We start from the raw sequence: 23,381 nt of genomic DNA, 5'->3' as shown, positions 1-23,381 counted from the left end.
GGATTGAAGGGTCAGATGAAAGGATTTAATTACATTGCTGAACAACGGTAGTGCGTTCATTAGTAATCGTGACTTTGGAATGACCTGATAAATATTCGGTATAACCGCACACGGTTTGTTCTTTAGACTGTCCGTTAGAGTTGGTGTATCGAAGATATATAGCACCTTCACCATTTAGACTCAATTTTGGTTTGAATTTTTTCTTTTGTCCTGCTTTTATTGGACTTGTATATAATTTCTTTGAATCCGCACGAATTAATCCTACTTCGATAGAGCTAATATCAACATCAGATTGATTATCTACGATGACTGAGAAGCTTTTAAACGGACTCAGAAGATTTGATATCGTCCCTACGCCAAGAACAACTCCACAAGCAATCAGAAATATCGTAATCCCTATAAAAAATCGTTTTCTCATCTTTTAGTCCCCCTATATAAGTAAGACAGGGTTTACTTAAAAAATGTTACATCAAGGAGAAGTTATTTATAACAATTAATTACCAAATGTAGCGTGGACATGCATGTTATTATAAATATATTCCATATTAATGATTTGAAAAGGGGTTTTGCATTGACTACTATTCGTCATTTTGAACAAGGTGACATGCCATTACTTGGGGAACTTTATAACTCGGTATCTACAAAGGGGAATGTTGTTTTTTGGTGGGTTGGTAATGAGGAAAATTGGGAAAATGTATATTGCGCTTTCGAGGACGGTAAAATGGTGGCCAAAGGCCAAGTGAGCATCATCAATATTGTGCCGCCCGGCCGTTCCAAGGATAGCAGACATTCGATCTACCTGAACTTAAAAACAATACCAGAACGTGAAAGTGATTTTGATTTATTAGAAAAAGTGTATCAGTCACTCTTATTAAGAGCCCTTGAATTAAAAGAAACTTTATCAAAGGATTACAAAACCACTCTTTGTATAGGGAACGATTCGGCAGAGGTCTTGAATACTCAATTTTTCGAAAAAGTGAAGGGCTTCTCTCATTATAATAGCTTATTTAAGATGAAACACAATCTAAGTGATGGTTTGTCCGAACCCACTCTGGCTAAGGAACTTGAATTCGCAACCTGGAATATGGAGACGCCTGAAGAAGACGAGCATTATTTGGAATTAGAAGCTGAGATTTGGCCGGAAACTCCGCTAGGGAAAGAACGGTTAGCTGAATTCAAACAAAATCCGCTCTGGACATCACTTGTTGTTCGAGAAGGGGAGAAGGTTGCGGGTAGCTTAATGGTCTGGCAGGAAGAGAAGGGCGGCTATATCGAAAATGTATTTGTACTTGAACCATGGAGAAGATCCGGAATTGCTAAGTACATGCTTTTTCAAGCATTGAACTATTTTAGAACCCACGGACTGGAAGAGGCATGCCTGATGGTGCTTACGGAAAATGATTCAGCATTACGGCTATATGAATCAGTGGGATTTATTCTAACAAATGAGGAAAGACGATATCGGATTGAGCTATAAAAGTTATTGAAAGTGAAGGATTACCAAGCAAAGTGCGATAGCTTTTTTGTCGAGCCTAGGTTCGAAGTTAAGGTCGCACTTTATTTGATAATCCGCTCTGTGAATCATCTGCTAAATGCTTTCATGCCTTTTGCTTTCCATCACATTTCTTACATACGTTAAGCTTTTCACCTGAAATGCCTTTCCCGAAGTACAACAGCTTAATACGTGTGCTGCCACAGATCGGACATGTTCCTCTGGCACGGGAGGGAATGCGCCAAAGTGCTTTGCCGCGTTTGTTTTTTGACATGATTTGACCCCACCTTTACTCTTAATACTCCATCTTATGACCAAGAGGAACTTAAAGTTCGAAGAGTGAAAAGAATAGAAAATCAGAAGAAAAAGGGCTGAAAAACGCTCTCAAAAAACAGCGTATAACTTAAATTATACGCTGTTTTGATTTTAAGGCGTTTTTTTAGGGGGAATGGGGCACTTGGACGAGTAAAACAGGTGGATTTTAAAGGGATATTTTATAAATAACGGATGTCGATATCTTTGAATCTTCCCGCTGACATTTTAGCCATTCTGAATTGCAGGGAACCTTGCTTATAAGTGCCTCTGCTCTGATCTGGAATGACGGGAACTGGCAGCTGAATAATCTCGCTATGATCTTTTCCTAAACCTGTTAATTTAATTTGTGTGCGATTGATTTGTGCCCATATACTTTCGGGGTGGATTCCGCTCGGAATACGAATTTTGGTAATCAGGTGATTATGAGTGTCGATATGCTCAAAGCTTAAACTTGAGGTTTCGTTCATAAATGAAGAGGAGGTCGCTGCAGTTGCTTCTCGGATGACTTTTTCGACATACCCGTCAATTTGGTTAGGATCCAACTTCCACTGCTCTTCAAGAGCTTTCAAGGATAACTTTTTCTTAAAAAAAGGATCTTCATTCATCCAATCTAAAGGGTTCGTCTTATTGGGACTCATAGCTCTGCGCCTCCTACGGTTTTTATCCATTGTATGGGCGTTTGACTTATTCAGTGACATCTGGGCGAATATCTACATAGAATAGCTTATCATTCCGAAAGGAGGAGTGGTTTGGTGGTTTCAATCATCGGCAATATTAAAATCAATAGCGTAGGCCCCAGCTCCACAGTCTTAGTAGGAAATACGGCATCCGTTATCCTGAGCAGCAACTCTAAAATTTATGCCGGTGCCAACTCCTTCTCCATAGGTGACTCCATAGGTACGAATATAACGAATAATGCGGCCAGCAGTACAAATACGATGGATTCAGATGTGGTGGATCAAGTATCACCTCCTTAAGGGTGGGGTTTAAATGAACATTACGGTATATCAATGCATATCGATCTATAATCTAAAAATCGGTACTATCTCTAATTCCTCGGTTCTTCAGATTGGTACATCGGGACGAATCAATACTTTGTCTCATAATTATGAGACCTCTGGAGCTCCATCATCGCCTTCAACACCTCCAGCGGAAAAAATGGATTCACCCCTTGTGTCCTTGCCGCCAGCGGCAGAACTATATGCACAACTGAATTAGGCTCTTTGTCCCCGCATACAATAAACCATAGGAGGGGGTTGTATGCATCCGTATTATGCTCAGCAGGTTTTTAATACACTAAGATTGCAAGCGGAGAAGATCCAACAGCTAGAGAAGCAACTTCGAGATTTGCAAGGCGATGTAGACAGCATAAAGAACAATAAATCTGCAAGTATAGGACCTATCAATTATCATTTTGAACAATTAAAAATCGAAAAGCTGGAAGGCACTTTAAATATAGGCATTACACCGAATGAGGGGAACAATCTGGATGAAGCGATGATCAACGGTAAATCTATTGGAGAGCAGGAGGTAGGTACAACTGCCTTATCGGATCAGATTCGCCCACAGATTCTGAAGTATGTGCAAGAAGAGGTTCCCTCGCAATTTTCACGTTTAGAAAAAGAGAAGAATTTAAGCATTGATGAGCAATATATCCAAATGGTGACTCAGGATCTGCTGAATCAGATGGATGGACGGATTAACGAGTATGTAAGCCAACTCCCTGCCACAGAAGAAGGGCGTGGATACACTGATGAGGAATGCGCTTCTATTGTAGAGCAAATCAAACGAGATATCGTTATGGCAGTAGAGCGGCATTTGGAAATAAATATAACCGGAAGGCGGGAGACGAATGAAGATAACGGTGATCAATAGAGATATTAGTGTCAATGCAGTGAAAGTCGTTTCGATCTCGGGTTCATCAGTATTTTTAGTAGGGGATACTCAATCCATTCATTGCTCCTCGGCGTTTGACAGCGTAATAGAATATACTCAGAGCGCTCCAGATCAAGTCAAAAAAGGCAGTTAACCTATGCACACCTCACGCATACAAGATGTCTATATCAACAATCTGTCTGACAGTTCTATTTTTATATGTGGATCTGTAGGCCGGGTTCAATCTAAATTCCTGGGAAGCAAGGAGAATTACCTTTTTAACATAAAGGAGATTAATAATCGCACGAAAGATACTACACTTATAGACATTCCTATCCCTGTATGGACAAACCAAGGGAATGAAGTGGATGAATTTGTGATATTAAAGGATTCCGCGGAATCAACAATTAATATACAATATATCAAAATTCTGTCGATTGGGTCTGGCACGACCTTCCAGATTGGAAACAGCGGGTCAGTTCATCTGGAGAGTCGAACCATTGAGTTTAAACGAGAAATGGCTGCAAAAGATAAGGAGTAACAACAACTATTTTAATTCTTTTGGCAGAGAAATCGCGAATATATTGTGCTCCGTCTGGATGTAGAGAATACCATTCGCACTGAATAGTTTACCGTATTGTTGTGCTCCAGTTTTTACTTTGCCAAGTGTTTTTCCTGTTTCTGCATTTATGATATAGAAGTAGCCATTCTCATAGCCAGCGTATAGCCCCTTACCCATAGATTGAACGCTTAACGCAGGACTGTCCGGCCCGTTGAAGTTAATAATGCGATTATCGTTCATTTGAACGGCAGTGATCTGTGCATCCTTTTGGAAAAAAGCCATGTTATTTACTGGACCAGCCACCCAATTTCCGTACTCCTCATAACTTTTGGGTTCACTCGCTGTTTCTTGACCTAAGGTAAAGCGGTATAGTGGATGACCCCCCCATTGGTCTAAACCTCCATCGACTGTATATAGATACGAGCCTTGAAGTGATGTGAAATAATTACCGAGTCTACTGACATCTTCGAGCAGTTTATAGTTCTTTTTGGTCTTCGCTTTTCCAGTTTTAACATCAACATGTACCAAGGTCAACTGATAGCCTTTAAGAGGCTCGTTAGAGGCATCATTTGCAGCATTTGCTTGTTCGCGGAGTAATAATTCACCATCCCGGTAAGCAACAAAGCTATAAAATCCCTGAATTCTCCATAACCTCTTGCCTGTAGCCGGATCGAGCCCGAAAAACTGTGTACGCCTATTATCAACAGTACTGGATACTACCAATACCCCGTTATATAGGCCGTCGATACTTCCTACATACATAGGGATGTCTTTATTCTCCCAGATTTTTTTACCAGTAACCGGGTGATAAGCTGCAATTCCACCATGCTCGTTCCGGAAGTACAACACTCCGTTAACTAACTCCGCGAAAGCACCGATTTCAATCGGATCTTTGGCAGCCTTAACCTTCCAAAGCAATTTCCCCGTTTGGGCATTAACTTTTACAAGATAACCCTCATAAGTGATAAAGAAAACCGAGTTATTCGTTATAATCTCAGGATTTGTTCCGTTTTTGTAGGACCATTTAACTTTGCCTGTACTGAGATCGGCGGCCTTTAGTGTCCCGCCTGATGAATAATAGAATAATCCATTTGCAATAGGGGCCTGTTGGCTATAAATTCCTTGACCATCTGCCTTGTCGTGCCATAAGGGTTTAATTGTGGTGATAGAGTCGACGGTTGTTGAAGAGGAGGCAGGGGTTGTTACTGCTGCTTGAGCACCAGGCAAATATACACCAGCTCCAGATACGAGCAAGGAGGATGCTATAACGGTCTTTAGGATAAACGGTACATATTTCACGATTTTAGCTCCTTATAGATCATTTATAATATATTGACGCAGGGAATAGATATTTGTTTCTCAATTGTAAAAATACACTTGTTAACATAATAAATATTATGTTAACAAGAAAAGACGAATCAGTTTCGCACAAAATTCTTGTGAGAACCAATTCGCCTAGTAAAAGAATATGTCAACAGTTGATTTGTTTAGAAACCTTCACGAAGCCATGTAGTCGCTAACTTGATAGCTCCCTTTTTAGCATGAGTCTCGGCTAAAGGATTCAGCATGACAAAATCATGAATGATGCCTTGGAAGCGGACAGCCGTAACATTCACGCCAGCTTCCCGCAATTTGGCGGCATAAGCTTCACCTTCATCCCTTAGCACATCTGCTTCACCAGTAATAACCAGTGCATCTGGTAAATCCCGTAGCTGCTCTAGGTTAGCCCGAAGAGGAGAGGCAGTGATTTGATTTCGTTCCTCAGGGTCAGTGGTATACTGATCCCAGAACCATTTCATGCCGTCCCGCTGCAAGAAATAACCTTCGGCGAACTCATGATAGGATTCAGTATCAAACGAGGCATCCGTTACCGGATAGAATAGTAGTTGTTTCGCTATCTTCGGTCCACTCCGTTCTTTCGCCATGAGAGTAATAGCAGCTGCCATATTCCCACCGACGCTGTCTCCGGCTATAGAAAGCTTGCTAGTATCTAATCCGTGCTCGCTTCCTTTTTCAGCTGTCCACTTGAGAACTGCGTAGATTTCTTCAATAGCTGTAGGATATTTAGCTTCTGGGGAGAGGCTGTAATTTGGGAAAACAATAGCGGCCTCCGCTCCGACAGCTAGTTCACGGATCAAGCGATCATGGGTATGGGCATTCCCAAACACCCATCCTGCGCCATGAATGTACAGGATAACAGGCAACGATGCTGATGAGGAGCTAGGGGGGCGAACGATTCGTATGGAAACATCACCGTTAGGTCCACCTGGCACCATTAGATCTTCAATATCAACTTCCGGTTTATATATATCACTGGATTGTACGCTATCTACCGTTTCACGACCTTTTTCTGGCCCAAGGTCAGGTAGAAAGGGAGGTTTCGCATTATCATCGGCAAATTTTTGAGCTGCTGGCTCAAGAATGATCTTAGTTTTGTTTGGCATGATTTATCGTCTCCTTTGACTGGTCATAGTCTAGTATACCCTCTTCATTCCATAACCATCTAAGCAGCTGCTGAAACGAATGCCAGTTTACGACTAGTTAGAGATTTGACACTATTTGCACATTTATCGCCTATTGAGCACGGTTTCGGACACCAGTGTAACTATTCCTTTGGGAGAGGTTCAAACGCAGTTAGAGCCTTACAACACCTTTTGTTGTTTCTCATGCATTCCACGACTAATTTCCTCAGTGACACTTATCCTCTGTTTACTTTTATTACGGATAATCCAAACGAACACCAAAGTGATGAGCAGCGGATAGCCTATCGCCCAACCCGTAAAAGGAAACACAGCAGCTGTTGCTAAAAAAGAAATCCAGCTTATCGTCACACCTAAGCGACTTCCTTTGAGCAGGCGTATCCCTGCGGCACACCCTCCGATATAAGTCAGGATAAAAGTAGCATTCGGAAACTGAATCAGAGTGGTGATGGAGATGGATCCGCTGCCATACAGTGTCATCACCGATACAAAACAGAGCAGAAGAAAAGCTATGCCACCGATAGGGGTATGATACTGTTTGGATATTTTACCCATCCATTTCGGCGCAGAGCCTTGGCGGGATAAAGCATAAGCCACACGTGAGGCAGCTCCTGCATAGGCAATAATCGTGGCTGTACAGATGAACAGACCGGTAAGTCCGGCGATAAATCCTCCCCAGCGCCCAAGAGGCTGACTAATAATCCAGACGAGTGATGTGCTTGCTCCACCTTTGAGGTAGCTTTGTGTACCAACAGTTGCTAGTGCGGAGAGAAAATATAGAATCCCTACTATAATAGCGGCGATGGTGACCCCTTTAACGGCGGCACGCTGTGGGTCCTTGAACTCCTCAGATAGGTGTGAAACAGCTTCCCAGCCAATAAAACACCAGAATAAGATTGCTGCAGCCTGGCCAATGCTCATCCATCCATGTGGGACAAAGGGAGTGAAGTGTTCGACTTCCATGCGGGGCAGTGCAGTAGCAAAGGAGAAGACCAGCACAGCAACAATCGCTATTACTACCGCTATCTGTACCTTTCCAGCGACGTGCATGCCAATCCAGTTCGTAATCAGGCCAATGACCAACATAATAGCGGCGATAGTAATTCTCGCAGATTCGTCCCAGCCCATAGCGGCTGTCATATAACCCGCTCCAGTCAGTGCAGCAACAGGTGCACCAATCGGAACGGACATCAGAAAAAACCAGCCCACCAGTGAGCCAGCTTTTGGACCAAAAGCAAGCGTTACAAAATGGGACACGCCTCCAGCGTTAGGGAATTTAGCAGAGAGCAGACCCATTGATAAGGCCATCGGCAAAATCAGCAACGACATAAATCCCCACGCCAGTAATGAAGCGGGACCCGCCATTTCTGCAGCTAAACCAGGAACAAGTAAGACCCCAGAACCCAACACAGCCCCGATGTAAAGGGCAATAGCCTGAGGCATGCCAATGTTTTTTTGTAAAGTGTTTGAACCGGATTCCTTCATGTTTTTTTATCCTGCTTTCCTTGTCTTTTGTTCTAGAGTAGCAGATAATAGATCCATTGGAAAAACAGAATTTTTGAATAGTATCCATTCGATATTCCGATGGTTCATTTTCATTTAGGGGGAAATTCATGGAGTCACGTCATCTTTTTACCTTTTTAGTGGTAGTGGAGACGGGCAGTTTTACTAGAGCAGCACAGAAGCTTGATTATGCACAGTCCAGTATTACTGCACAAATCCAAGCACTAGAGTCTGAAATTGGCCAGCCATTATTTGATCGGATCAGTAAAAAGATTATTCTAACCGACGCAGGCCGTCGTTTGCTTCCGTTCGCACAGGAAATATCCAGAATGCACAATTTAGCACAGGACGCGTTACGCTCGGATAGTGAACTAACGGGTTCTTTGCGGATTGGGGCTCCTGAATCTCTGGCTGCTTTTCGCTTACCAGGCATTATTAAGGAGTTTCGCGCTAAATATCCGCAGGTGCAAATTATTCTGAAGCCTGGAGCTTGCTGGGAACTATCAGATTTTGTCCGTTCGGGTGAACTGGATTTAGCGTTCTTATTGCAACCTGAGACGGAAGATAAAGATTTAAATATAGAAACATTAGTACATGAGCCGATGACGCTGATCGCAGCACCAGATCATCCCTTATTAAACCTTGCTGAGGTAGAACCCCTTCATTTAAAAGGAGTGACCATACTTCATACCGAAACTGGCTGTTCCTACCGGACTTTATTTGAACGGCATTTGAACAGTTACGGTGTATTTCCTGACCCCACGTTAGAGTTTTGGAGTATCGAGGCGATAAAGCAATGTGTAATGGCTGATCTTGGCATTGCCTTTCTTCCATTAATTACTGTAAAAAATGAACTGGCTGAAGGCAAACTTGCCAGATTAAATTGGAATGATGAATCACAGCGTGTGGCGACGCAGATCGCCTATCATCATAAAAAATGGAAATCGCCCGTGCTTACGGAGTTCTTACTTGCAATAAAAAAACATGCTGAGCAATGGAGAAGTCTAATATAGATCAACATTAACAAGGAGGCTCTAAGGCATGAATGAGTGGTGTGAAGACTACGAAGAAGGGCTGGAGGCCTTTCTCATCTGGATGAAGGATGCCGGGTACACTCCCTATACGCAAAAATCCTATTTAGTAGATGTGAAACAGTTTTTAGACAGTCTGAATGGTAAAAAGCTTGAGACAGTGAAGAAGCTGCATGTCATTTCCTTTTTGACCTCTGTCCGCGAACGTGGAGTGAGTGATGCCACTCGTAACCGGAAGCATGCTGCGATTAACTGTTTTTTCAAGGCATTGATTGAGCTGGAACTACTACAGAACAACCCGGCAGCCGGAATTAAGAAATCCAAAACTGAGATCAATCGTGAGCCGGTTTACTTAGATGAAAGTGATCTGGGGCGGTTTTTATCTTCTATAGATGGTAAATACAAAAAGCGTAATTTAGCAGTTTTTTTGTTGATGTCCTATATGGGGCTTCGGGTGGGGGAAGTCCACACGCTGAATTTGAGTGATTATAATGTAGAAAGACATTCCCTCCGTGTGTTTGGGAAGGGGCGTAAATGGCGTAATGTGCCGGTTCCCGAGGATGTAGTGCCTTTTCTCGACTCCGCGTTAGCAGAAAGGTTAGACCCTTGGCGCAGTAAAGAGGAAGCGATGTTCATTTCACAAAAAGGACGCAGGTTGTCTATCCGAGGCATTCAGCAAATCGCAGCAGATACCTTCGATCGTTTCCAAAGGGATGTGCCAGCAGCACAGCGACGCCCGTATTCAAGCCATAAGCTCCGACATTCTTTTGCAACCATGCTGCTGAGAAAAGGGGCAGATCTGCGTACCGTACAGGAACTGCTAGGTCACTCCTCGATCCAGACTACAACCGTATACACACATATCACGAGTCGTGAGAAGGAAGAGGCCATGTCTAAATTACAAATCCAGCTGTGATTGAAAAGAAAGCAACCTCCTTAGAAAATCGATAACAAAAAATAACTTGTTATTATAACGGTATTGATTTATTCTAACAGTTATTAAGAGTTTTATAGGAGGTCCTAATCGTGAAGAATGTTTTTCTAAAAGGGATGACTTATGGCTGGGGATCAAAACGAGGTGAATACCGTACAGAATATGCAGAAGATTCGATGAGAAAGCTGGCAGAGACAGGTAGTGAATGGATTGCCTTATCTTTTTGGACATGGCAAGACACTGTGCATTCAACAGAAATTCATTATGATTACGGTTACACGGTGACTGATCGTGATCTCACACATGCGGTACAACTGGCAAAACAGCTTGGTCTTAAAGTTTGTCTTAAACCTGTAGTGAATTCGAGGGATGGCATTTGGAGAGCTAGGATTGGATTTCCGGAAGAGGGAGATGTTTATTGGGCAGCATGGTTCCGTTCTTATACTAATTTCATTAAACACTACGCAGAGTTGGCGGAAGAACTTGAATGTGAGATGTTCTGTATCGGCTGCGAAATGGTCGGCACAGAGTCTAGAACTGCGGAATGGAGACAATTGATTCAAGAGGTCACCAATCTTTATACAGGGCCGATCATTTATAATGCCAATCATGGCAAAGAAGAAGGAATCGAGTGGCTGGATGAGGTGGATTTTATCGGAACCAGCGCTTATTATCCGGTAGCTTCAGTGCCGGGAGATTCTTATGAGAATATGCTGGCTGGTTGGGAGCGGCAGAAACCGCGGCTTAAGTCACTCTCTGAGCGATTTGGCAAGCCTCTCGTATTCATCGAGATTGGCTGCCGAAGTGCTCATGGGTGTGCCACCATGCCATGGGACTTTACATACACAGACTTACCATATTCAGAAGATGAACAGGCCAACTTCTATCGCTCAGCGCTGGAAGCATTCTGGAATGAACCTTGGTTTGCCGGTTACTTCTGGTGGGATTGGAGCACGAAATTGTATGACTTAGAAGAGGCTTCCATTGACCGTGGTTTTGATATTTATGGCAAAAAAGCCGAACAAGTTCTCAAAGAATACTATAAGCAAACTATCACTAAATAAATTGATAAAAAAGATCCGGAATTTCAGGTGAGCCTGGCCTGCTAAAGGATCTTTTTGTCATTGGCAGGCTAAGTTAATTCGTGTTATATTAAAAACCGTCCTTTTCATAGTGGAGGCAACGCTCCACATATAAAAAGGACGGTTTCTTGTGTCTTTTGTAGTCAAAAAGGGCTGTTTCCAGCCAGATTCGCTTACAATTCTAGCTTAGCTATTTCTGCTTTTAGCTTCTCAGCGGATTTCTGGAATAAAGCCTGTTCGGTTTCATTGAGTGGGAGGTCCAGTACCTGTCGAACACCCGAGCGATCTACTACGCAAGGTGCACCGAGATAGACATCCGAAACCCCGTTATAGTTATTTAATAAAGTAGAAACATTCAACACGGCGCCTTCATTATGAAGAATGGAGACTACAATTCGGTCCAGTGCAAGCGCTATTGCATAAGAGGTTGAGCCTTTGGCATCAATTATTTCATAGGCTGCATTCTTGGTATCTTGGAAGATTTCTTCGCGTTCTGCTTCGTCAAAACCAAGATCAATCCCAGCTACATTCGCAAGACTCCAAACCGGAAGCTCTGAATCTCCATGTTCACCGATGATCTGTCCGTGAATACTGCGAGGATCGATTTCTTTGTGAAGACCGATCAAATAGCGAAAACGAGCACTATCAAGTACCGTACCAGAACCAATTACACGTCTGCGGTCAAACCCGCTTATTTTCAAAGTCGCGTAAGACAGAATATCTACAGGGTTAGTCGCAATAAGTAGAATGGCATGTTGGTTATACTTTGTAATTTTTTCAATGATATCTTTAAAAATTGAAATATTTTTACGAAGCAGATCTATCCGGGTTTCTCCCGGTTTTTGTGATGCACCGGCAGTTACTATAATGATATCTGCTTCACGGCAGTCTTCATAAGTACCAGCCCATAACTTCACACCACCGACAAAAGGCATGCCGTGATTCATATCCAGTGCTTCGCCAAGTGCTTTCTGATGATTAACGTCAATAAGTACGAGTTCGGGCATACGTCTACGTAACAATAATGTATAGGCTGTAGTTGTACCAACTGCTCCAGTACCGATAACTACGACCCGATTGGGTTTTGGGGGGGCCATGTCTCCATCTCCTTAATATTTCAAATTTTTGGTTTCAATCTTGTCCATCATAATCGTTAACGGTAGTGTTTTCAAGCTGATCTTATTTAATGCATTACCCTAATTAAGGCCATACTAAAATGTGATTTTTATTTCATTATCTTAGCAAGACTAGACAGGAGAGAATGTAAGGATGGATTTATTTCGTAAAAAGGCTCTAAACATACCCACAAGTTCTGAGGAGACGCAGTTAAACAAGACGTTGGGTGCCCTGGATCTAACAATGCTTGGGGTAGGAGCCATTATCGGCACAGGTATTTTTGTAATGACAGGAGTTGCCGCAGCAGAACATGCAGGTCCTGGTCTTATAATTTCTTTTTTACTGGCGGCGTTTGCCTGTGTGCTCTCGGCATTATGTTATTCGGAATTTGCTTCGACCATTCCTGTTTCCGGGAGTGCTTATGCTTATAGTTATGTAGCCTTTGGAGAACTATTAGCTTGGATCTTAGGCTGGGATCTCGTCTTGGAATACGGAGTTGCCGCAGCGGCTGTAAGCAGTGGCTGGTCAGGGTATTTTCAGGGGTTATTAGAGGGCTTTGGGATACATCTCCCAACCGCACTATCGGGGGCTTATAATCCGGAAGCGGGTACAATAATAAATCTGCCTGCAGTAATCATCATTTTGTTAATTTCCTATTTACTGACTCGGGGAACGAAAGAAACGGCACGTTTTAACGCCATCATGGTCTTTATCAAAATAGCAGTGGTGCTTCTATTTATCGTAACTGGATTTTTCTATGTGAAGCCAGAGAATTGGACTCCATTTCTCCCCTTTGGGTACCATGGCGTGATCAATGGCGCGGCCACAGTGTTTTTTGCCTACATAGGTTTTGATGCGCTAGCAACCGCTGCAGAAGAGGTGAAAAGACCCCAACGCGATTTGCCGATTGGAATTATTTCATCCCTTGCTATCTGCACTGTCTTGTACGTTCTTGTCTCACTCGTATTAACAGGTATTGTTCCATATACTGATCTCAATGTTAGTGATCCTGTATCTTATGCGCTTCGCTTTGTAAATCAGGATATGATTGCCGGTCTGATCTCTGTTGGAGCCATCGCGGGAATGACTACAGTACTCCTCGTGATGTTATTCGGTCAAACCCGGCTGTTATTTGCCATCTCACGTGATGGCCTACTGCCAATAAGTTTATCTAAGATTAATGCTAAAACACAGGTACCTGTACGAAGCACATGGATGGTAGGCATCTTAATAGCCGTGTTAACGGGTTTCATCCCACTGGACCGGTTGGCAAATCTGACAAGCATAGGAACATTGTTTGCCTTTTTTGTAGTGTCTTTAGGGGTAATCGCGCTTAGATATATTCATCCGGATTTAAAAAGAGGGTTCAGAGTTCCATGGGTACCTTTCATTCCGCTGTTAAGTGCGGCAACTTGTGGTATTTTGATGTATAATCTAGGAAGTGAGACATGGATTGGTTTTCTAATTTGGACAGTTGTTGGACTTCTAATCTATGCACTATACGGCTATCGTAATAGTAATTTGAATCATAAATAAGATTCAATCCATCCGAGAGGAGAGAGGTTATTGGCATCTAAGATTGCTGGATTGAAGGGAATAAGATTAATATTGATGTTGATTTTGTTAGCGTGGGTGGTCACGGCTTGTTCATCTCCTCCCCCGGAACCTACTCAGCAGCCCCAGCCGACAGAGGCACCTGAAGAAGGACAGACGATAACCCTGATTACTCCAGACGCGAATCATGTTGACAATGATAGTGCTCCGAAATATCAAATTCAGACTCGTCTTACAGATTTTCAGCTGCTTAGTGAAAGTGAAGGTCTGGCCTGGGGGGTTACCAAAAACGAACTCCGGTTGTACTTAACCCGGGATAACGGAGCAACTTGGGCTAATATTTCACCAGCACCAAATGTGCAGTTCCTCTCCAACCCTGTGTATGGGAAGGGGATTTTCTTCACGGATCCATCTCATGGTTGGATTATAAGAAGTGCTTTTGGAGCGACAGAAACGATTGTGCTGCGAACCACAGATGGTGGCCAAAGCTGGAAAATCTCATCTTTAGGAGATGTGAATACAGTATCCTCTGTATATTTCAACTCACCCAAACGGGGTTGGCTGATGACCTCATGGAACGCTTCTTCCAATAAAGAGAACAAGGCACTTTTTTCAACGACAGACGGTGGGGCCACTTGGGAAGAAGTGATGCAGAATGAGCAATACAATCCGAATTTCCCTAATGATTCGATACCGTTTGCCGGCGTCACCACTGGAATGATTTTTCGCAATAGTACACATGGATTTGTGACAATGCAGACAGGTGCTCTTCCCAAAATCTTTATGACAAAAGATGGCGGTAAGAGTTGGAGCCTCGGGCCAGCTTTTCTGGTTAACGAACGTTTAGAGGATTGTGACCGAGTAATTACGGGCAAACCGGAGTTCTTCGATACCAGTAAGTCTACTGGTTGGATGTCTGTTGGCTGCCAAAAGGATAAAGAAAAAACAATCGCCTACCATGGATATTTTACAGCTAACGGAGGTGCTAACTGGAAATTTGCATCCTTTGGATTGAACGCACAAGCTGGTGTCAATCGTCAAATTACTCCGACGTTTTTGAACTCACAGATCGGTTGGACCATACTCGGCGACACTCTTTACCATACGGTTGATCAAGGAGCTACGTGGTTGCCCCTTAAAGAGAGTAGTGTATTGCGATCTAAACTTCTGGAATATCCGGAGATTGTAAAGCTGCAGTTTTTTTCCACTGAGGTGGGGTGGCTTTTGATTGAGAAAAAAGAGGACAAGCGCTCGATACTGTTACAGACTACGAATGGTGGTATCAGCTGGCGCGTAATGTAATAAGGAAAAAGAACCTGCCTGTTGGTAGGTTCTTTTGTTGTTAGCAGAGTGGGGGTTTATTGTTGTTTGTGAATGATTGAATATAAGGAAAAAACTTATTTAAAATTTTCTTTATAAATGTGAAAAAAATCACATGACATTTAAAGAATCCTGTGATATATTTAACACATAGAAAACAAGTTCAAATTTTCACAAACTCAGACATCGAATAGGAGAGATTACAATGAAAACATTCGAAACAGATTATATGACAAGAAACCTTTTGCAACTTTGCTACAACTGTGATGACGCTCATCTTTGTGAAACTGAAGAACAATGCAGAGCTTGCTGGGCTGAAAATGGAATGTTAGATGATCAGACAGACGAAACTAAGAAATTGCTAGACCTAGTTCATGCTTAATTTAATTACTGAAAACTCTGTATAGAGACCACTCGAATTCTTGATTTTTAAGAAAACGAAGTGGTCTTTTTGCATCTAGTCTCACTTATTTAATGCTTTCTGGACTAGATGAGGCATATACATGTACAGAAGTACCCAGAACGCAGCAATTAGGCTGAATTACAAGGGGAAGAAGGGGGAAACTGTCATGGGAATGGGCCCGGATCTTTCGTGGATGTTTGATTTTGCCGGAACGGTGATGCCGATCTTTATCGTTGTTATGATTGGTATTCTTGCTATATCAGCAGGCAGGGGCTTGCTTCAATGGGGCAGGAACAATGGCTCACCCATACTAACAATCCCTGCACATATCGTTAGCAAACGGACTGAAGTACGTCAGCAGCAGCTTCAGGAAGAGAATGGCTCAACTCGTACGAGTACAACTTACTATTTAACGTACGAGCTGGAAGGCGGCAGTCGCATGGAATTTAAAGTAGATGGCCATGAATATGGCTTGAGCGCAGAAGGCGATAGAGGAATGCTTACTTATCAAGGAACTAGATATCATGGATTCCAACGACAGCCACAATACTCAACTGCGGAGTAGTCATTTGTATTAAATCAAAACAGCGATCCTCATGCTAATGGAGGATCGCTGCTTTGCGTTTTGGTTATGTACAATTCAAGTTCATTGACCCTGTAGCTCTCAAAGCTCACTGATCCCGTAGCGCTCAAAGCTCACTGTAGGTGCGATCATCTATTAAGTGTCAGATATTCATTACCCTCTTACCTTACGGACCCAGATGACGTTATTTGTAATTTCACAGCCTTTTGAGCCTAGTTTCGGACTCCAATGCAGCTATTCATTAGAAAGATGCTTATAATCGGTGCTTTGCGGGCCAATAGGGGCTTTGGGGTCCGATAGAATCCCAAAAGTGGATTAATATCGCGAATAAGGTCGGCTGTGTCCGATAGCGCCTTCTGAGCGGACGTTTACGTGGATGCTGTTGCTGACGTTGAAGCTATTGCTGTTGCTAACAAGGACATCGACGCTGACGTGTACATTGTGGCTAAAACCGACAACGATTCCAGCACCGATTCGACGCTAAAACCGACGCCGACCCTGATGCTGCCACCAACATCGACTCAGACGCTAACGCTGTCGTTAACGAGGACATCGATGCTGACGCTGACTTTGTCGCTAACACCGCAGCTGCCCCCGACTCTTACGCTGTAACGCGAATGTAATTGGGCAAACGCAGCTTAGAGTGTAGATAAAGGGGATTTGCTGAGTGGTTAAAAGGAAAAATCCCTACTCTAAAAAATAGGCGGGAACTGTCACCTCTTAGGCGAATGCACATACTATACAGCATGCAGTTAAGAACGAGGTTGCTACAAGAAGTGACCCCAAGGAGGAGACAGCGTGGCCGTCATCAAAACGAACTCGGAAGATGTGAAGGTGCTGGCGCGGTTGATGAGAGCGGAAGCTGAGGAAGATGGAGAACTCGGTATGCTCATGGTCGGCAATGTTGGCGTCAACCGGATTCTTGGCAATTGCTTGGACTTTAATAACATTCGGAATGTGAATGACATGGTCTATCAAAGTCCAGGAGGTTTCGAAGCGCCGCAGAAGGGATACTTCTATCAGCGAGCCAGAGAAGCAGATATCCGTCTAGCCAAACGTGTAATTGCAGGTGAAAGAACCTGGCCAGCTACCAATGCTTTGTGGTTCTTCAGACCCGCAGGTGATTGTCCTGCAACCTGGTATAACCAACAAAACACAGGCCGCTTCAAAGCCCATTGCTTCTTTACTCCGACCGGAGAAGATTGCCCGACTGTATTTATCGGCAATTAGAATGGTAACTGTGCAAAGAGAATTACTCAATAAAATGAGTAATTCTCACAGAAAGTAAGAGTGATTTCAATTGTGTCCAAAGGAGTTTATGCTCCGATAAACATTTAGGAGGTTTCATTAAATGATCGTTCAACCTTACCGCCCCGTAACTTATACCATCGGTAGTGTCTCTTCTTCAGGTATGCCAATGTCTTCCGGAATGCCGATGTCATCAGGAATGCAAGGCATGGGCAGCATGCCACCTCAAGTAAGCAGTGGCAGTCCAATGACGCCAGGGGGAGTAGTAGTTCAGAATCCACCACAAACGTTCGAACAATCCTACATCGAAAATATTTTCCGCCTGAATTTAGGAAAAGTAGGTACGTTTTATTTTACTTATGAGAACAACAAAGACTGGAATGCCAAAGTTTACAAGGGTGTGCTGGAAGCGGCAGGCCGTGACCACATTATTATCAGTGACCCTGCGACTGGCCAACGCACCGTCTTACTTATGATTTATTTTGATTATGCTACCTTCGATGAGCCCCTTACTTATCAATACCCAGGTGTAATTGGCAATCCTCCAACGATGAGAAATTGTCGCTAAATGTAATCCATCTTCGATGAGAAGAACTCCAACGCCAAACGGTTAGGAGTTCTTTTTATTTGTGATTAATTTATGGAATAATCTTGATAATCACTGCCCATTTTTTTTCGAAAGGACACGCATGCTTGCGGTTTGCCCCAATATATTAATATAATAAAGTATATATTCAAAAACGTGATTCTAGACTGGAGATGAAACCATTGGGAAATTGATACTGAAAGGAACAAACGGCGAGCATTTTGCCAATACTCTGAAAAAACGAAGGAGGTGGGCCTATCCATCCATGTACGGAAAATGGTGGATAGGAGTATAAATTGAGCGACCCTTTACCCGGTATATTACATGTTGGTCTTATTATTTTGTTGGTATTGTTAAATGGATTTTTTGTTTCAGTCGAATATGCAATGGTGAAAGTGCGAAGTGGTAGAATTGATACCCTGATTGAAGAAGGTAGTAAAAAAGCTTTTAATGCAAAAAGCATTGTCAGCAACCTGGATGGCTATCTCTCAGCCTGTCAGCTCGGCATTACATTGGCTTCACTTGCATTAGGGTGGCTGGGTCAACCAGCTATAGCTAATCTTATAGGACCTTTATTAGGAAGCATAGGTTTAGGAGAAACTGCTGTTAATGTTGTATCTTTGGTTATTGCTCTTATGTTCATTACTATCTTGCATATCGTATTAGGTGAGCTTGCACCTAAGACCATTGCTGTTAACAAGGCTGAATCTGTCCTTTTACTAACAGCAGGACCGATGAATGTATTTTACAAAATCATGTATCCAGTGATATGGATCGTTAATGGGCTGGCGCGTGGTTTACTGCAAATTTTCCGATTAGCCCCGGCTTCAGAGCTGGGAACGGCGCATACGGAAGAAGAAATTCGTATTATCATGCAGGAAAGTAACAAAAGCGGCTTTATCGATAATACTGAAATGGCTTTGGTTGACAATATTTTTGAATTTGTGGATACCATGGCTCGGGAGATCATGATTCCGCGGACAGAGATGATCTGTCTGAATAATCATGTTTCTGCTGAGGAGAACCTTGAGATTGCCTATGATGGCATGAGGACACGTTATCCCGTCTGTGATGGTGATAAGGATCATATTTTAGGCTTCATCCATATAAAGGACTTAATTAAGGATCGCCCGCAAAGTTATCAGAAATTAATTCGTCCAATATTAACCGTGCCGGAATCCATTCAGATTAGCGCTTTGCTGAAAGTTATGCAGCGTGCGAAGACACAAATCGCCATATTGATCGATGAATATGGTGGAACTTCAGGAATGGTGACATTGGAAGATATCATGGAGGAAATTGTTGGAGAAATTCAGGATGAATTTGATGAGGAACGTCCCGGTGTTGAGAAGCTTGGCGAGGATGAACACTCCATTGACGGTTTGATGCTTATTGAAGAGATTAATGATCTTTTGGGTCTTCATATGGAGACTGAGGATTACGATACGATAGGCGGCTGGCTGTATTCTAAATTGGAGGTTAATCCACCTCAAAAAGGGCAATCCGTAGAATTTGATGATCATCTATTTATTGTAGAAGAGACTGAGAATAAGCGAATTTCTCGAATTAAGCTATTGCGGTTACAGTTATTGAATGAAGAAGCTGGAGCTTGATGGAATTATATATTTTTAAAATAAGAGCAGCGTTTCTCCTTTTGGAGTCACGCTGTTTTTTTTGACTATACTGTTTGCCAAAAAGAGATTAATAATTATATAATTTTAAATGTATATGATAAAAACTACATTAGTCCCTAGAGGACAGAAAGGAATTCTCCTTGAGTAAACCTAAAAAAAGTCCAAATGTTCCCCAGTTGAGCAAACAAGAGAAACGACGGGTAGAACAGGAGCAACAGAAGCAGAAAACGAGAATTTTAGTTATTAGTTCAATAGCTGTAGTAGTTATCATTTTTGTTGGATTGTTTATGTTAGCTTCGAAAGATGCAGCAAAGAATGTCTCTACAGGAGAACCGGTAGAATTCAATTACAGTGAGCTACCTAGGATTGGTAATGAGGATGCACCTGTTAAGCTTGTTGAATTTGGCGATTTCAAATGTCCAGCTTGTTCCCAGTTTGCTGGCTCCATGAAACCGAAAATTGTTCAAGATTTTGTCAACGAGGGAAAAGCAGCTCTTTACTTTGTAAATATGGCTTTCGTTGGTCCTGACTCTGAGACAGCTTCACTAGCTGCATTGTCTGTATACCATCAGAATAAGGATGAATTCTGGAAGTTCTATGATGCTGTATATGCGCAGCAAGGGGATGAGAGCGACGAATGGGCCACTGAGGATTTCTTGATAAGCCTTGCTGAAAAAGAGAAATTAGCGATCGATTACGATCTGTTGCGTAAAGACATCCAAGAGAAAACTTATGCAGATGAGCTGAAGAAAGACATTCAGTTGGCAACTGACGCAGGCGTGACAACTACGCCTTCGCTCTACATTAATGGGGTGAAAACGGCTGAACCTTTCGATATTGAAGCGATTACATCTGAAATTAACACCGCCGCAAAAGCAGTGGAGGCAAAGTGACAAAATTCCTATCTTTTTGCAAGCGTAACTGCCTCTATCTGGCCTGGTTTGTCTCTTTGGTTGCTGTAGCTGGTAGCTTGTATTTAAGTGAAGTCTTGAAATATGAACCTTGTAAGCTTTGCTGGTTTCAGCGGATTTTTATGTATCCGCAGTTATTTTTGTTGGGAATTGCCACTTTCCGTGGAGATAAGCGCATCATTCCTTATGTGCTTCCATTAAGTTTGATTGGTGGCAGTATCTCAATCTATCATTATGCGGAACAGAAGATTCCAGCGTTAAGTAAAGTTCTACCTTGTACAATTGGTGTTCCTTGTAATAAAGATTACTTGAACTACTTCGGATTTATTACGATTCCTTTGTTAGCTTTAATCGCTTTTGCTCTAATTAGTCTCCTTCTTTGGTATGGACGTAAGGAAGAAGAAATGATTGAAGTAGATGCAGAGGAGAGCTTAGGATTTTAGTTTTCGCTTTGGAAGTTACAAAAAAGCTGAAAAGGTATTAAAATCACGGGCTAGAGGGATAATTGAAGATAATGAAAGAGAGCATCCAATAAGACGCTATATTTGAGCTTATTGGATGTTTTTTCATTCTTTTTTCATTTTTTTCAACGCTTTACTGTAGGCACTTTGTAGACTAATATTAGACCTTGTGAGAAGTTGAATATGCGCTGAATTTTCTTAGGAAAAACGGGGGAACCAAACTTGGCATTCATGCCAATGGGGTGAATCGGAACCGGGTCGAACAGACCTGTACCGTAGGGCTATAACCACAGCCCGAATCCGCCAGCTAACCTCGTAAGCAAGGTGGGAAAATGACCATGCATAAGCATGCGGATCATTTCCGTATGCTTATTTTTGTGTCTGCATTTATGAAATCCACCGATGAAAACAGCGCACGGAAATTCCGTTTCAGCTCCCAAAGAAAGGAACTGTATCCACCATGGTAAGCAAGGTAAAACGACTATTGATCGGACGTCCGATGAAGTCGAATGAACTCGATCATGAAAAGTTATCCAAGGTTAAAGCACTGGCTGTCCTGTCTTCTGATGCGCTCTCGTCTGTAGCCTACGGAACGGAACAAATACTGATTGTACTGGTGGCTGCCGGGTTTACTGCCATCTGGTATTCCCTGCCAATTGCATTAGCCGTATTGGGCCTGCTGGCCATCCTGATTTTATCCTATCGGCAGACGATTTTTGCTTATCCGCAAGGAGGCGGAGCTTATATCGTAGCCAAGAGCAATCTTGGTATTCCGACAGGGCTGCTCGCTGGGGGTTCATTATTGGTGGATTACATTCTTACCGTAGCGGTTAGTGCCTCGGCAGGGACGGATGCGATCACATCGGCTTTTCCAAGTCTTCATAATCATACTGTTCTCATCGCTGTATCTGTTATCGTTCTATTAACAATCATTAATCTTCGCGGAGTGACTGAATCGGCTTCGTTCATCGCAATTCCAGTGTATTTGTTTGTGGTTTCGATTGTTGTTCTGATTATCTCCGGTATCGTTAAATATGCAATGGGTGGCGCGCATGCGAATGTTCCTGAAATAGGCAGCGCCGTATCTAATGTAAGTTTGTTTCTACTATTAAAAGCGTTTAGCTCTGGTTGTTCAGCCCTAACGGGGGTTGAGGCCGTATCTAATGCGATCCCAAACTTTAAAGCACCGGCTGAGAAGAATGCAGCCAAGACGCTAATGATCATGGGACTTATCCTTGGCTTTATGTTTACCGGAATCACTGTGCTGGCGTATTGGTATGGTATTGTGCCAGATGAAAAGGCTACGGTTGTCTCTCAGATCGCTGAATCGACCTTTGGCCGTGGCGGATTGTACTTTTTCATTCAAGGGATTACAGCAGTGATTTTGTTCTTGGCAGCTAATACAGCATATTCAGCGTTTCCGCTGCTTGCCTTTATGTTTGCAAAAGATAAATATCTGCCACACGCATTTATGGTCCGTGGTGACCGCCTGGGCTTCTCAAACGGCATTATTTTTCTAGGAGTTATGTCTATCATACTTGTGGCTGCATTCCATGGGAATACGGAAGGTTTGATTCCACTTTATGCGGTAGGCGTGTTCATTCCTTTTACCTTATCCCAACTGGGGATGATGGTGCATTGGATCAAAACAAGACCTGCTGGATGGGTGAAAAGATTTGTTGTAAATACCATCGGTATGCTGACTACATTGACGATTACGCTTATATTTATTATTACTAAATTCTCAAGCGTATGGATGGCATTCATTTTCTTACCTGCTGTAATGTTCGTGTTCCACCGTATTCATAAGCACTATTTGAACACTGCGGATCAACTGCGTATATGTCCGGCTACTGATAAACCTATAATTAAAGGAAGTACTGTAGTTGTTCCTGTTGCAGGGGTTACACGTGCTGTATTACATTCCATCAGCTATGCGAAGTCTCTAACAGATAATGTTGTTGCTGTGTATGTAGGCTTTGATGAAGAAGACATTCATAAGATGGAGCAACGGTGGGAGGAATGGAATCCAGGCGTACGCCTGATTGTACTTCGCTCCAGATATCGTAGTATCATTCGTCCGTTAGTGAAGTTTATCGATACGGTTGAGTGGAAGACAGCTGCGACGGATCACATCACGATTCTGATTCCACAGTTTATTACCAAACATTGGTGGCAAGCCGTGCTTCATAATCAGACCAGCTTTTTAATCCGCTCGTATCTAATGAATCAAAAGGACGTTGTAGTAGCGACTGTCCCTTATCATTTAAATAAATAAGTAGAAGATTAAA

The 23,381-nt window shown here is 42.7% G+C and carries 27 protein-coding genes and 1 riboswitch; of the genes, 20 read left to right on the top strand and 7 right to left on the bottom strand.

The window, feature by feature from the left end:
- Window positions 1-25: 25 nt before the first annotated feature.
- Complete coding sequence (locus tag NSQ66_RS16400; RefSeq protein ID WP_076099078.1) at window positions 26-418, bottom strand: hypothetical protein; 393 nt, start codon at window positions 416-418, stop codon at window positions 26-28.
- A gap of 186 nt (window positions 419-604) precedes the next feature.
- Here NSQ66_RS16400 and NSQ66_RS16395 point away from each other — a divergent pair, with 186 nt between their 5' ends.
- Window positions 605-1,477 (top strand): GNAT family N-acetyltransferase, encoded by an 873-nt coding sequence (locus NSQ66_RS16395; protein ID WP_076142209.1) that lies wholly within the window; start codon window positions 605-607, stop codon window positions 1,475-1,477.
- 121 nt (window positions 1,478-1,598) lie between these two features.
- Here the strand turns inward: NSQ66_RS16395 and NSQ66_RS16390 are convergent, their stop codons facing one another.
- Window positions 1,599-1,766, bottom strand: coding sequence for a hypothetical protein (locus tag NSQ66_RS16390; protein ID WP_169744777.1), 168 nt, complete (start codon window positions 1,764-1,766; stop codon window positions 1,599-1,601).
- Between the two features lie 220 nt (window positions 1,767-1,986).
- A complete protein-coding gene (locus NSQ66_RS16385) occupies window positions 1,987-2,445 on the bottom strand; it encodes an Hsp20/alpha crystallin family protein (RefSeq protein WP_036687578.1) in 459 nt (152 codons plus the stop codon).
- 114 nt (window positions 2,446-2,559) lie between these two features.
- Between NSQ66_RS16385 and NSQ66_RS16380 the strand changes: the two genes are divergently transcribed.
- Genes NSQ66_RS16380 through NSQ66_RS16360 form a run of 5 tightly spaced genes read left to right on the top strand, consistent with a single transcriptional unit; the run spans window position 2,560 to window position 4,223 of the window.
- On the top strand, window positions 2,560-2,784 hold the full coding sequence (locus NSQ66_RS16380) for a spore germination protein (RefSeq protein WP_036687577.1): 225 nt from the start codon (window positions 2,560-2,562) through the stop codon (window positions 2,782-2,784).
- 13 nt (window positions 2,785-2,797) lie between these two features.
- Entirely contained in the window at window positions 2,798-3,025 is a 228-nt protein-coding gene (locus tag NSQ66_RS16375) for a spore germination protein GerPB (protein ID WP_076142201.1), read from the top strand.
- Window positions 3,026-3,067: 42 nt separating this feature from the next.
- The gene (gene gerPC / locus NSQ66_RS16370; RefSeq protein WP_076142200.1) at window positions 3,068-3,682 is read left to right on the top strand and encodes a spore germination protein GerPC; all 615 of its coding nucleotides are present in this window, start codon (window positions 3,068-3,070) and stop codon (window positions 3,680-3,682) included.
- On the top strand, window positions 3,660-3,836 hold the full coding sequence (locus NSQ66_RS16365) for a spore gernimation protein GerPD (protein ID WP_111504304.1): 177 nt from the start codon (window positions 3,660-3,662) through the stop codon (window positions 3,834-3,836). The genes gerPC and NSQ66_RS16365 overlap by 23 nt, the downstream gene beginning before the upstream one ends.
- 3 nt (window positions 3,837-3,839) lie before the next feature.
- Entirely contained in the window at window positions 3,840-4,223 is a 384-nt protein-coding gene (locus tag NSQ66_RS16360) for a spore germination protein GerPE (protein ID WP_076142199.1), read from the top strand.
- 6 nt (window positions 4,224-4,229) lie between these two features.
- On the opposite strand, the gene NSQ66_RS16355 is transcribed toward NSQ66_RS16360, so the two are convergent.
- From NSQ66_RS16355 to NSQ66_RS16345, 3 genes are all read right to left on the bottom strand, one after another.
- Complete coding sequence (locus NSQ66_RS16355; protein ID WP_076142198.1) at window positions 4,230-5,543, bottom strand: PQQ-binding-like beta-propeller repeat protein; 1,314 nt, start codon at window positions 5,541-5,543, stop codon at window positions 4,230-4,232.
- 188 nt (window positions 5,544-5,731) lie between these two features.
- Entirely contained in the window at window positions 5,732-6,688 is a 957-nt protein-coding gene (locus tag NSQ66_RS16350) for an alpha/beta hydrolase (protein WP_036687569.1), read from the bottom strand.
- Between the two features lie 198 nt (window positions 6,689-6,886).
- Window positions 6,887-8,209 carry an amino acid permease gene (locus NSQ66_RS16345; protein WP_076142197.1) on the bottom strand — a complete coding sequence of 441 codons (1,323 nt, stop codon included), beginning with the start codon at window positions 8,207-8,209 and terminating at the stop codon, window positions 6,887-6,889.
- A gap of 128 nt (window positions 8,210-8,337) precedes the next feature.
- Here NSQ66_RS16345 and NSQ66_RS16340 point away from each other — a divergent pair, with 128 nt between their 5' ends.
- The 3 genes from NSQ66_RS16340 to NSQ66_RS16330 all read left to right on the top strand — a co-directional run bounded on the left by NSQ66_RS16340 (window position 8,338) and on the right by NSQ66_RS16330 (window position 11,256).
- Window positions 8,338-9,240, top strand: a complete 903-nt coding sequence (locus NSQ66_RS16340) for a LysR family transcriptional regulator (protein ID WP_076099085.1) — start codon at window positions 8,338-8,340, stop codon at window positions 9,238-9,240.
- Window positions 9,241-9,268: 28 nt separating this feature from the next.
- Window positions 9,269-10,174 carry a tyrosine-type recombinase/integrase gene (locus NSQ66_RS16335; RefSeq protein ID WP_076106781.1) on the top strand — a complete coding sequence of 302 codons (906 nt, stop codon included), beginning with the start codon at window positions 9,269-9,271 and terminating at the stop codon, window positions 10,172-10,174.
- A gap of 110 nt (window positions 10,175-10,284) precedes the next feature.
- Complete coding sequence (locus NSQ66_RS16330; protein ID WP_249267770.1) at window positions 10,285-11,256, top strand: glycosyl hydrolase family 53; 972 nt, start codon at window positions 10,285-10,287, stop codon at window positions 11,254-11,256.
- Window positions 11,257-11,447: 191 nt separating this feature from the next.
- Here the strand turns inward: NSQ66_RS16330 and NSQ66_RS16325 are convergent, their stop codons facing one another.
- Window positions 11,448-12,371 (bottom strand): L-lactate dehydrogenase, encoded by a 924-nt coding sequence (locus NSQ66_RS16325; protein WP_036687562.1) that lies wholly within the window; start codon window positions 12,369-12,371, stop codon window positions 11,448-11,450.
- A gap of 172 nt (window positions 12,372-12,543) precedes the next feature.
- Here NSQ66_RS16325 and NSQ66_RS16320 point away from each other — a divergent pair, with 172 nt between their 5' ends.
- The 11 genes from NSQ66_RS16320 (at window position 12,544) to NSQ66_RS16270 (ending at window position 23,368) form a co-directional block, all read left to right on the top strand.
- Window positions 12,544-13,926, top strand: a complete 1,383-nt coding sequence (locus NSQ66_RS16320) for an amino acid permease (protein ID WP_076142196.1) — start codon at window positions 12,544-12,546, stop codon at window positions 13,924-13,926.
- A gap of 30 nt (window positions 13,927-13,956) precedes the next feature.
- Window positions 13,957-15,246, top strand: coding sequence for a hypothetical protein (locus NSQ66_RS16315; RefSeq protein WP_081390176.1), 1,290 nt, complete (start codon window positions 13,957-13,959; stop codon window positions 15,244-15,246).
- A gap of 223 nt (window positions 15,247-15,469) precedes the next feature.
- On the top strand, window positions 15,470-15,646 hold the full coding sequence (locus NSQ66_RS16310) for a hypothetical protein (RefSeq protein WP_169744776.1): 177 nt from the start codon (window positions 15,470-15,472) through the stop codon (window positions 15,644-15,646).
- A 193-nt stretch (window positions 15,647-15,839) separates the two neighbouring features.
- Window positions 15,840-16,232 (top strand): DUF2500 domain-containing protein, encoded by a 393-nt coding sequence (locus NSQ66_RS16305; RefSeq protein WP_036687780.1) that lies wholly within the window; start codon window positions 15,840-15,842, stop codon window positions 16,230-16,232.
- A 390-nt stretch (window positions 16,233-16,622) separates the two neighbouring features.
- On the top strand, window positions 16,623-16,862 hold the full coding sequence (locus NSQ66_RS16300) for a hypothetical protein (protein WP_076142195.1): 240 nt from the start codon (window positions 16,623-16,625) through the stop codon (window positions 16,860-16,862).
- A 186-nt stretch (window positions 16,863-17,048) separates the two neighbouring features.
- Window positions 17,049-17,480 carry a cell wall hydrolase gene (locus NSQ66_RS16295; RefSeq protein ID WP_036687557.1) on the top strand — a complete coding sequence of 144 codons (432 nt, stop codon included), beginning with the start codon at window positions 17,049-17,051 and terminating at the stop codon, window positions 17,478-17,480.
- A gap of 121 nt (window positions 17,481-17,601) precedes the next feature.
- The gene (gene gerQ / locus NSQ66_RS16290; RefSeq protein ID WP_036687556.1) at window positions 17,602-18,066 is read left to right on the top strand and encodes a spore coat protein GerQ; all 465 of its coding nucleotides are present in this window, start codon (window positions 17,602-17,604) and stop codon (window positions 18,064-18,066) included.
- Between the two features lie 314 nt (window positions 18,067-18,380).
- Window positions 18,381-19,697: a hemolysin family protein gene (locus NSQ66_RS16285; protein WP_036687555.1), complete on the top strand. Its 1,317-nt coding sequence runs from the start codon at window positions 18,381-18,383 to the stop codon at window positions 19,695-19,697.
- A gap of 161 nt (window positions 19,698-19,858) precedes the next feature.
- A complete protein-coding gene (locus tag NSQ66_RS16280; RefSeq protein ID WP_036687554.1) occupies window positions 19,859-20,611 on the top strand; it encodes a DsbA family protein in 753 nt (250 codons plus the stop codon).
- A complete protein-coding gene (locus NSQ66_RS16275) occupies window positions 20,608-21,072 on the top strand; it encodes a disulfide oxidoreductase (protein WP_036687553.1) in 465 nt (154 codons plus the stop codon). The genes NSQ66_RS16280 and NSQ66_RS16275 overlap by 4 nt, the downstream gene beginning before the upstream one ends.
- Before the next feature lie 194 nt (window positions 21,073-21,266).
- Window positions 21,267-21,426: riboswitch (cyclic di-AMP (ydaO/yuaA leader) on the top strand.
- A gap of 124 nt (window positions 21,427-21,550) precedes the next feature.
- Window positions 21,551-23,368, top strand: a complete 1,818-nt coding sequence (locus NSQ66_RS16270; protein WP_036687552.1) for an APC family permease — start codon at window positions 21,551-21,553, stop codon at window positions 23,366-23,368.
- Window positions 23,369-23,381: the final 13 nt, after the last annotated feature.

Source organism: Paenibacillus sp. FSL H3-0329, assembly GCF_037963285.1.
In the GTDB taxonomy this organism is placed as follows: domain Bacteria; phylum Bacillota; class Bacilli; order Paenibacillales; family Paenibacillaceae; genus Paenibacillus_AQ; species Paenibacillus_AQ odorifer.
Note: the sequence above shows the minus strand (reverse complement) of the source record. Positions and strands in the feature narration are given on the sequence as shown.

Coding starts and splice junctions, on each gene's coding strand:
- NSQ66_RS16310 (WP_169744776.1), top strand. CDS start 15,470: ATGAAAACATTCGAAACAGATTATATGACAAGAAACCTTTTGCAACTT.
- NSQ66_RS16340 (WP_076099085.1), top strand. CDS start 8,338: ATGGAGTCACGTCATCTTTTTACCTTTTTAGTGGTAGTGGAGACGGGC.
- NSQ66_RS16365 (WP_111504304.1), top strand. CDS start 3,660: ATGAAGATAACGGTGATCAATAGAGATATTAGTGTCAATGCAGTGAAA.
- NSQ66_RS16270 (WP_036687552.1), top strand. CDS start 21,551: ATGGTAAGCAAGGTAAAACGACTATTGATCGGACGTCCGATGAAGTCG.
- NSQ66_RS16320 (WP_076142196.1), top strand. CDS start 12,544: ATGGATTTATTTCGTAAAAAGGCTCTAAACATACCCACAAGTTCTGAG.
- NSQ66_RS16345 (WP_076142197.1), bottom strand. CDS start 8,209: ATGAAGGAATCCGGTTCAAACACTTTACAAAAAAACATTGGCATGCCT.
- NSQ66_RS16390 (WP_169744777.1), bottom strand. CDS start 1,766: ATGTCAAAAAACAAACGCGGCAAAGCACTTTGGCGCATTCCCTCCCGT.
- NSQ66_RS16385 (WP_036687578.1), bottom strand. CDS start 2,445: ATGAGTCCCAATAAGACGAACCCTTTAGATTGGATGAATGAAGATCCT.
- NSQ66_RS16350 (WP_036687569.1), bottom strand. CDS start 6,688: ATGCCAAACAAAACTAAGATCATTCTTGAGCCAGCAGCTCAAAAATTT.
- NSQ66_RS16335 (WP_076106781.1), top strand. CDS start 9,269: ATGAATGAGTGGTGTGAAGACTACGAAGAAGGGCTGGAGGCCTTTCTC.
- NSQ66_RS16375 (WP_076142201.1), top strand. CDS start 2,798: ATGAACATTACGGTATATCAATGCATATCGATCTATAATCTAAAAATC.
- NSQ66_RS16305 (WP_036687780.1), top strand. CDS start 15,840: ATGGGCCCGGATCTTTCGTGGATGTTTGATTTTGCCGGAACGGTGATG.
- gerPC (WP_076142200.1), top strand. CDS start 3,068: ATGCATCCGTATTATGCTCAGCAGGTTTTTAATACACTAAGATTGCAA.
- NSQ66_RS16395 (WP_076142209.1), top strand. CDS start 605: ATGCCATTACTTGGGGAACTTTATAACTCGGTATCTACAAAGGGGAAT.
- NSQ66_RS16400 (WP_076099078.1), bottom strand. CDS start 418: ATGAGAAAACGATTTTTTATAGGGATTACGATATTTCTGATTGCTTGT.
- NSQ66_RS16360 (WP_076142199.1), top strand. CDS start 3,840: ATGCACACCTCACGCATACAAGATGTCTATATCAACAATCTGTCTGAC.
- gerQ (WP_036687556.1), top strand. CDS start 17,602: ATGATCGTTCAACCTTACCGCCCCGTAACTTATACCATCGGTAGTGTC.
- NSQ66_RS16325 (WP_036687562.1), bottom strand. CDS start 12,371: ATGGCCCCCCCAAAACCCAATCGGGTCGTAGTTATCGGTACTGGAGCA.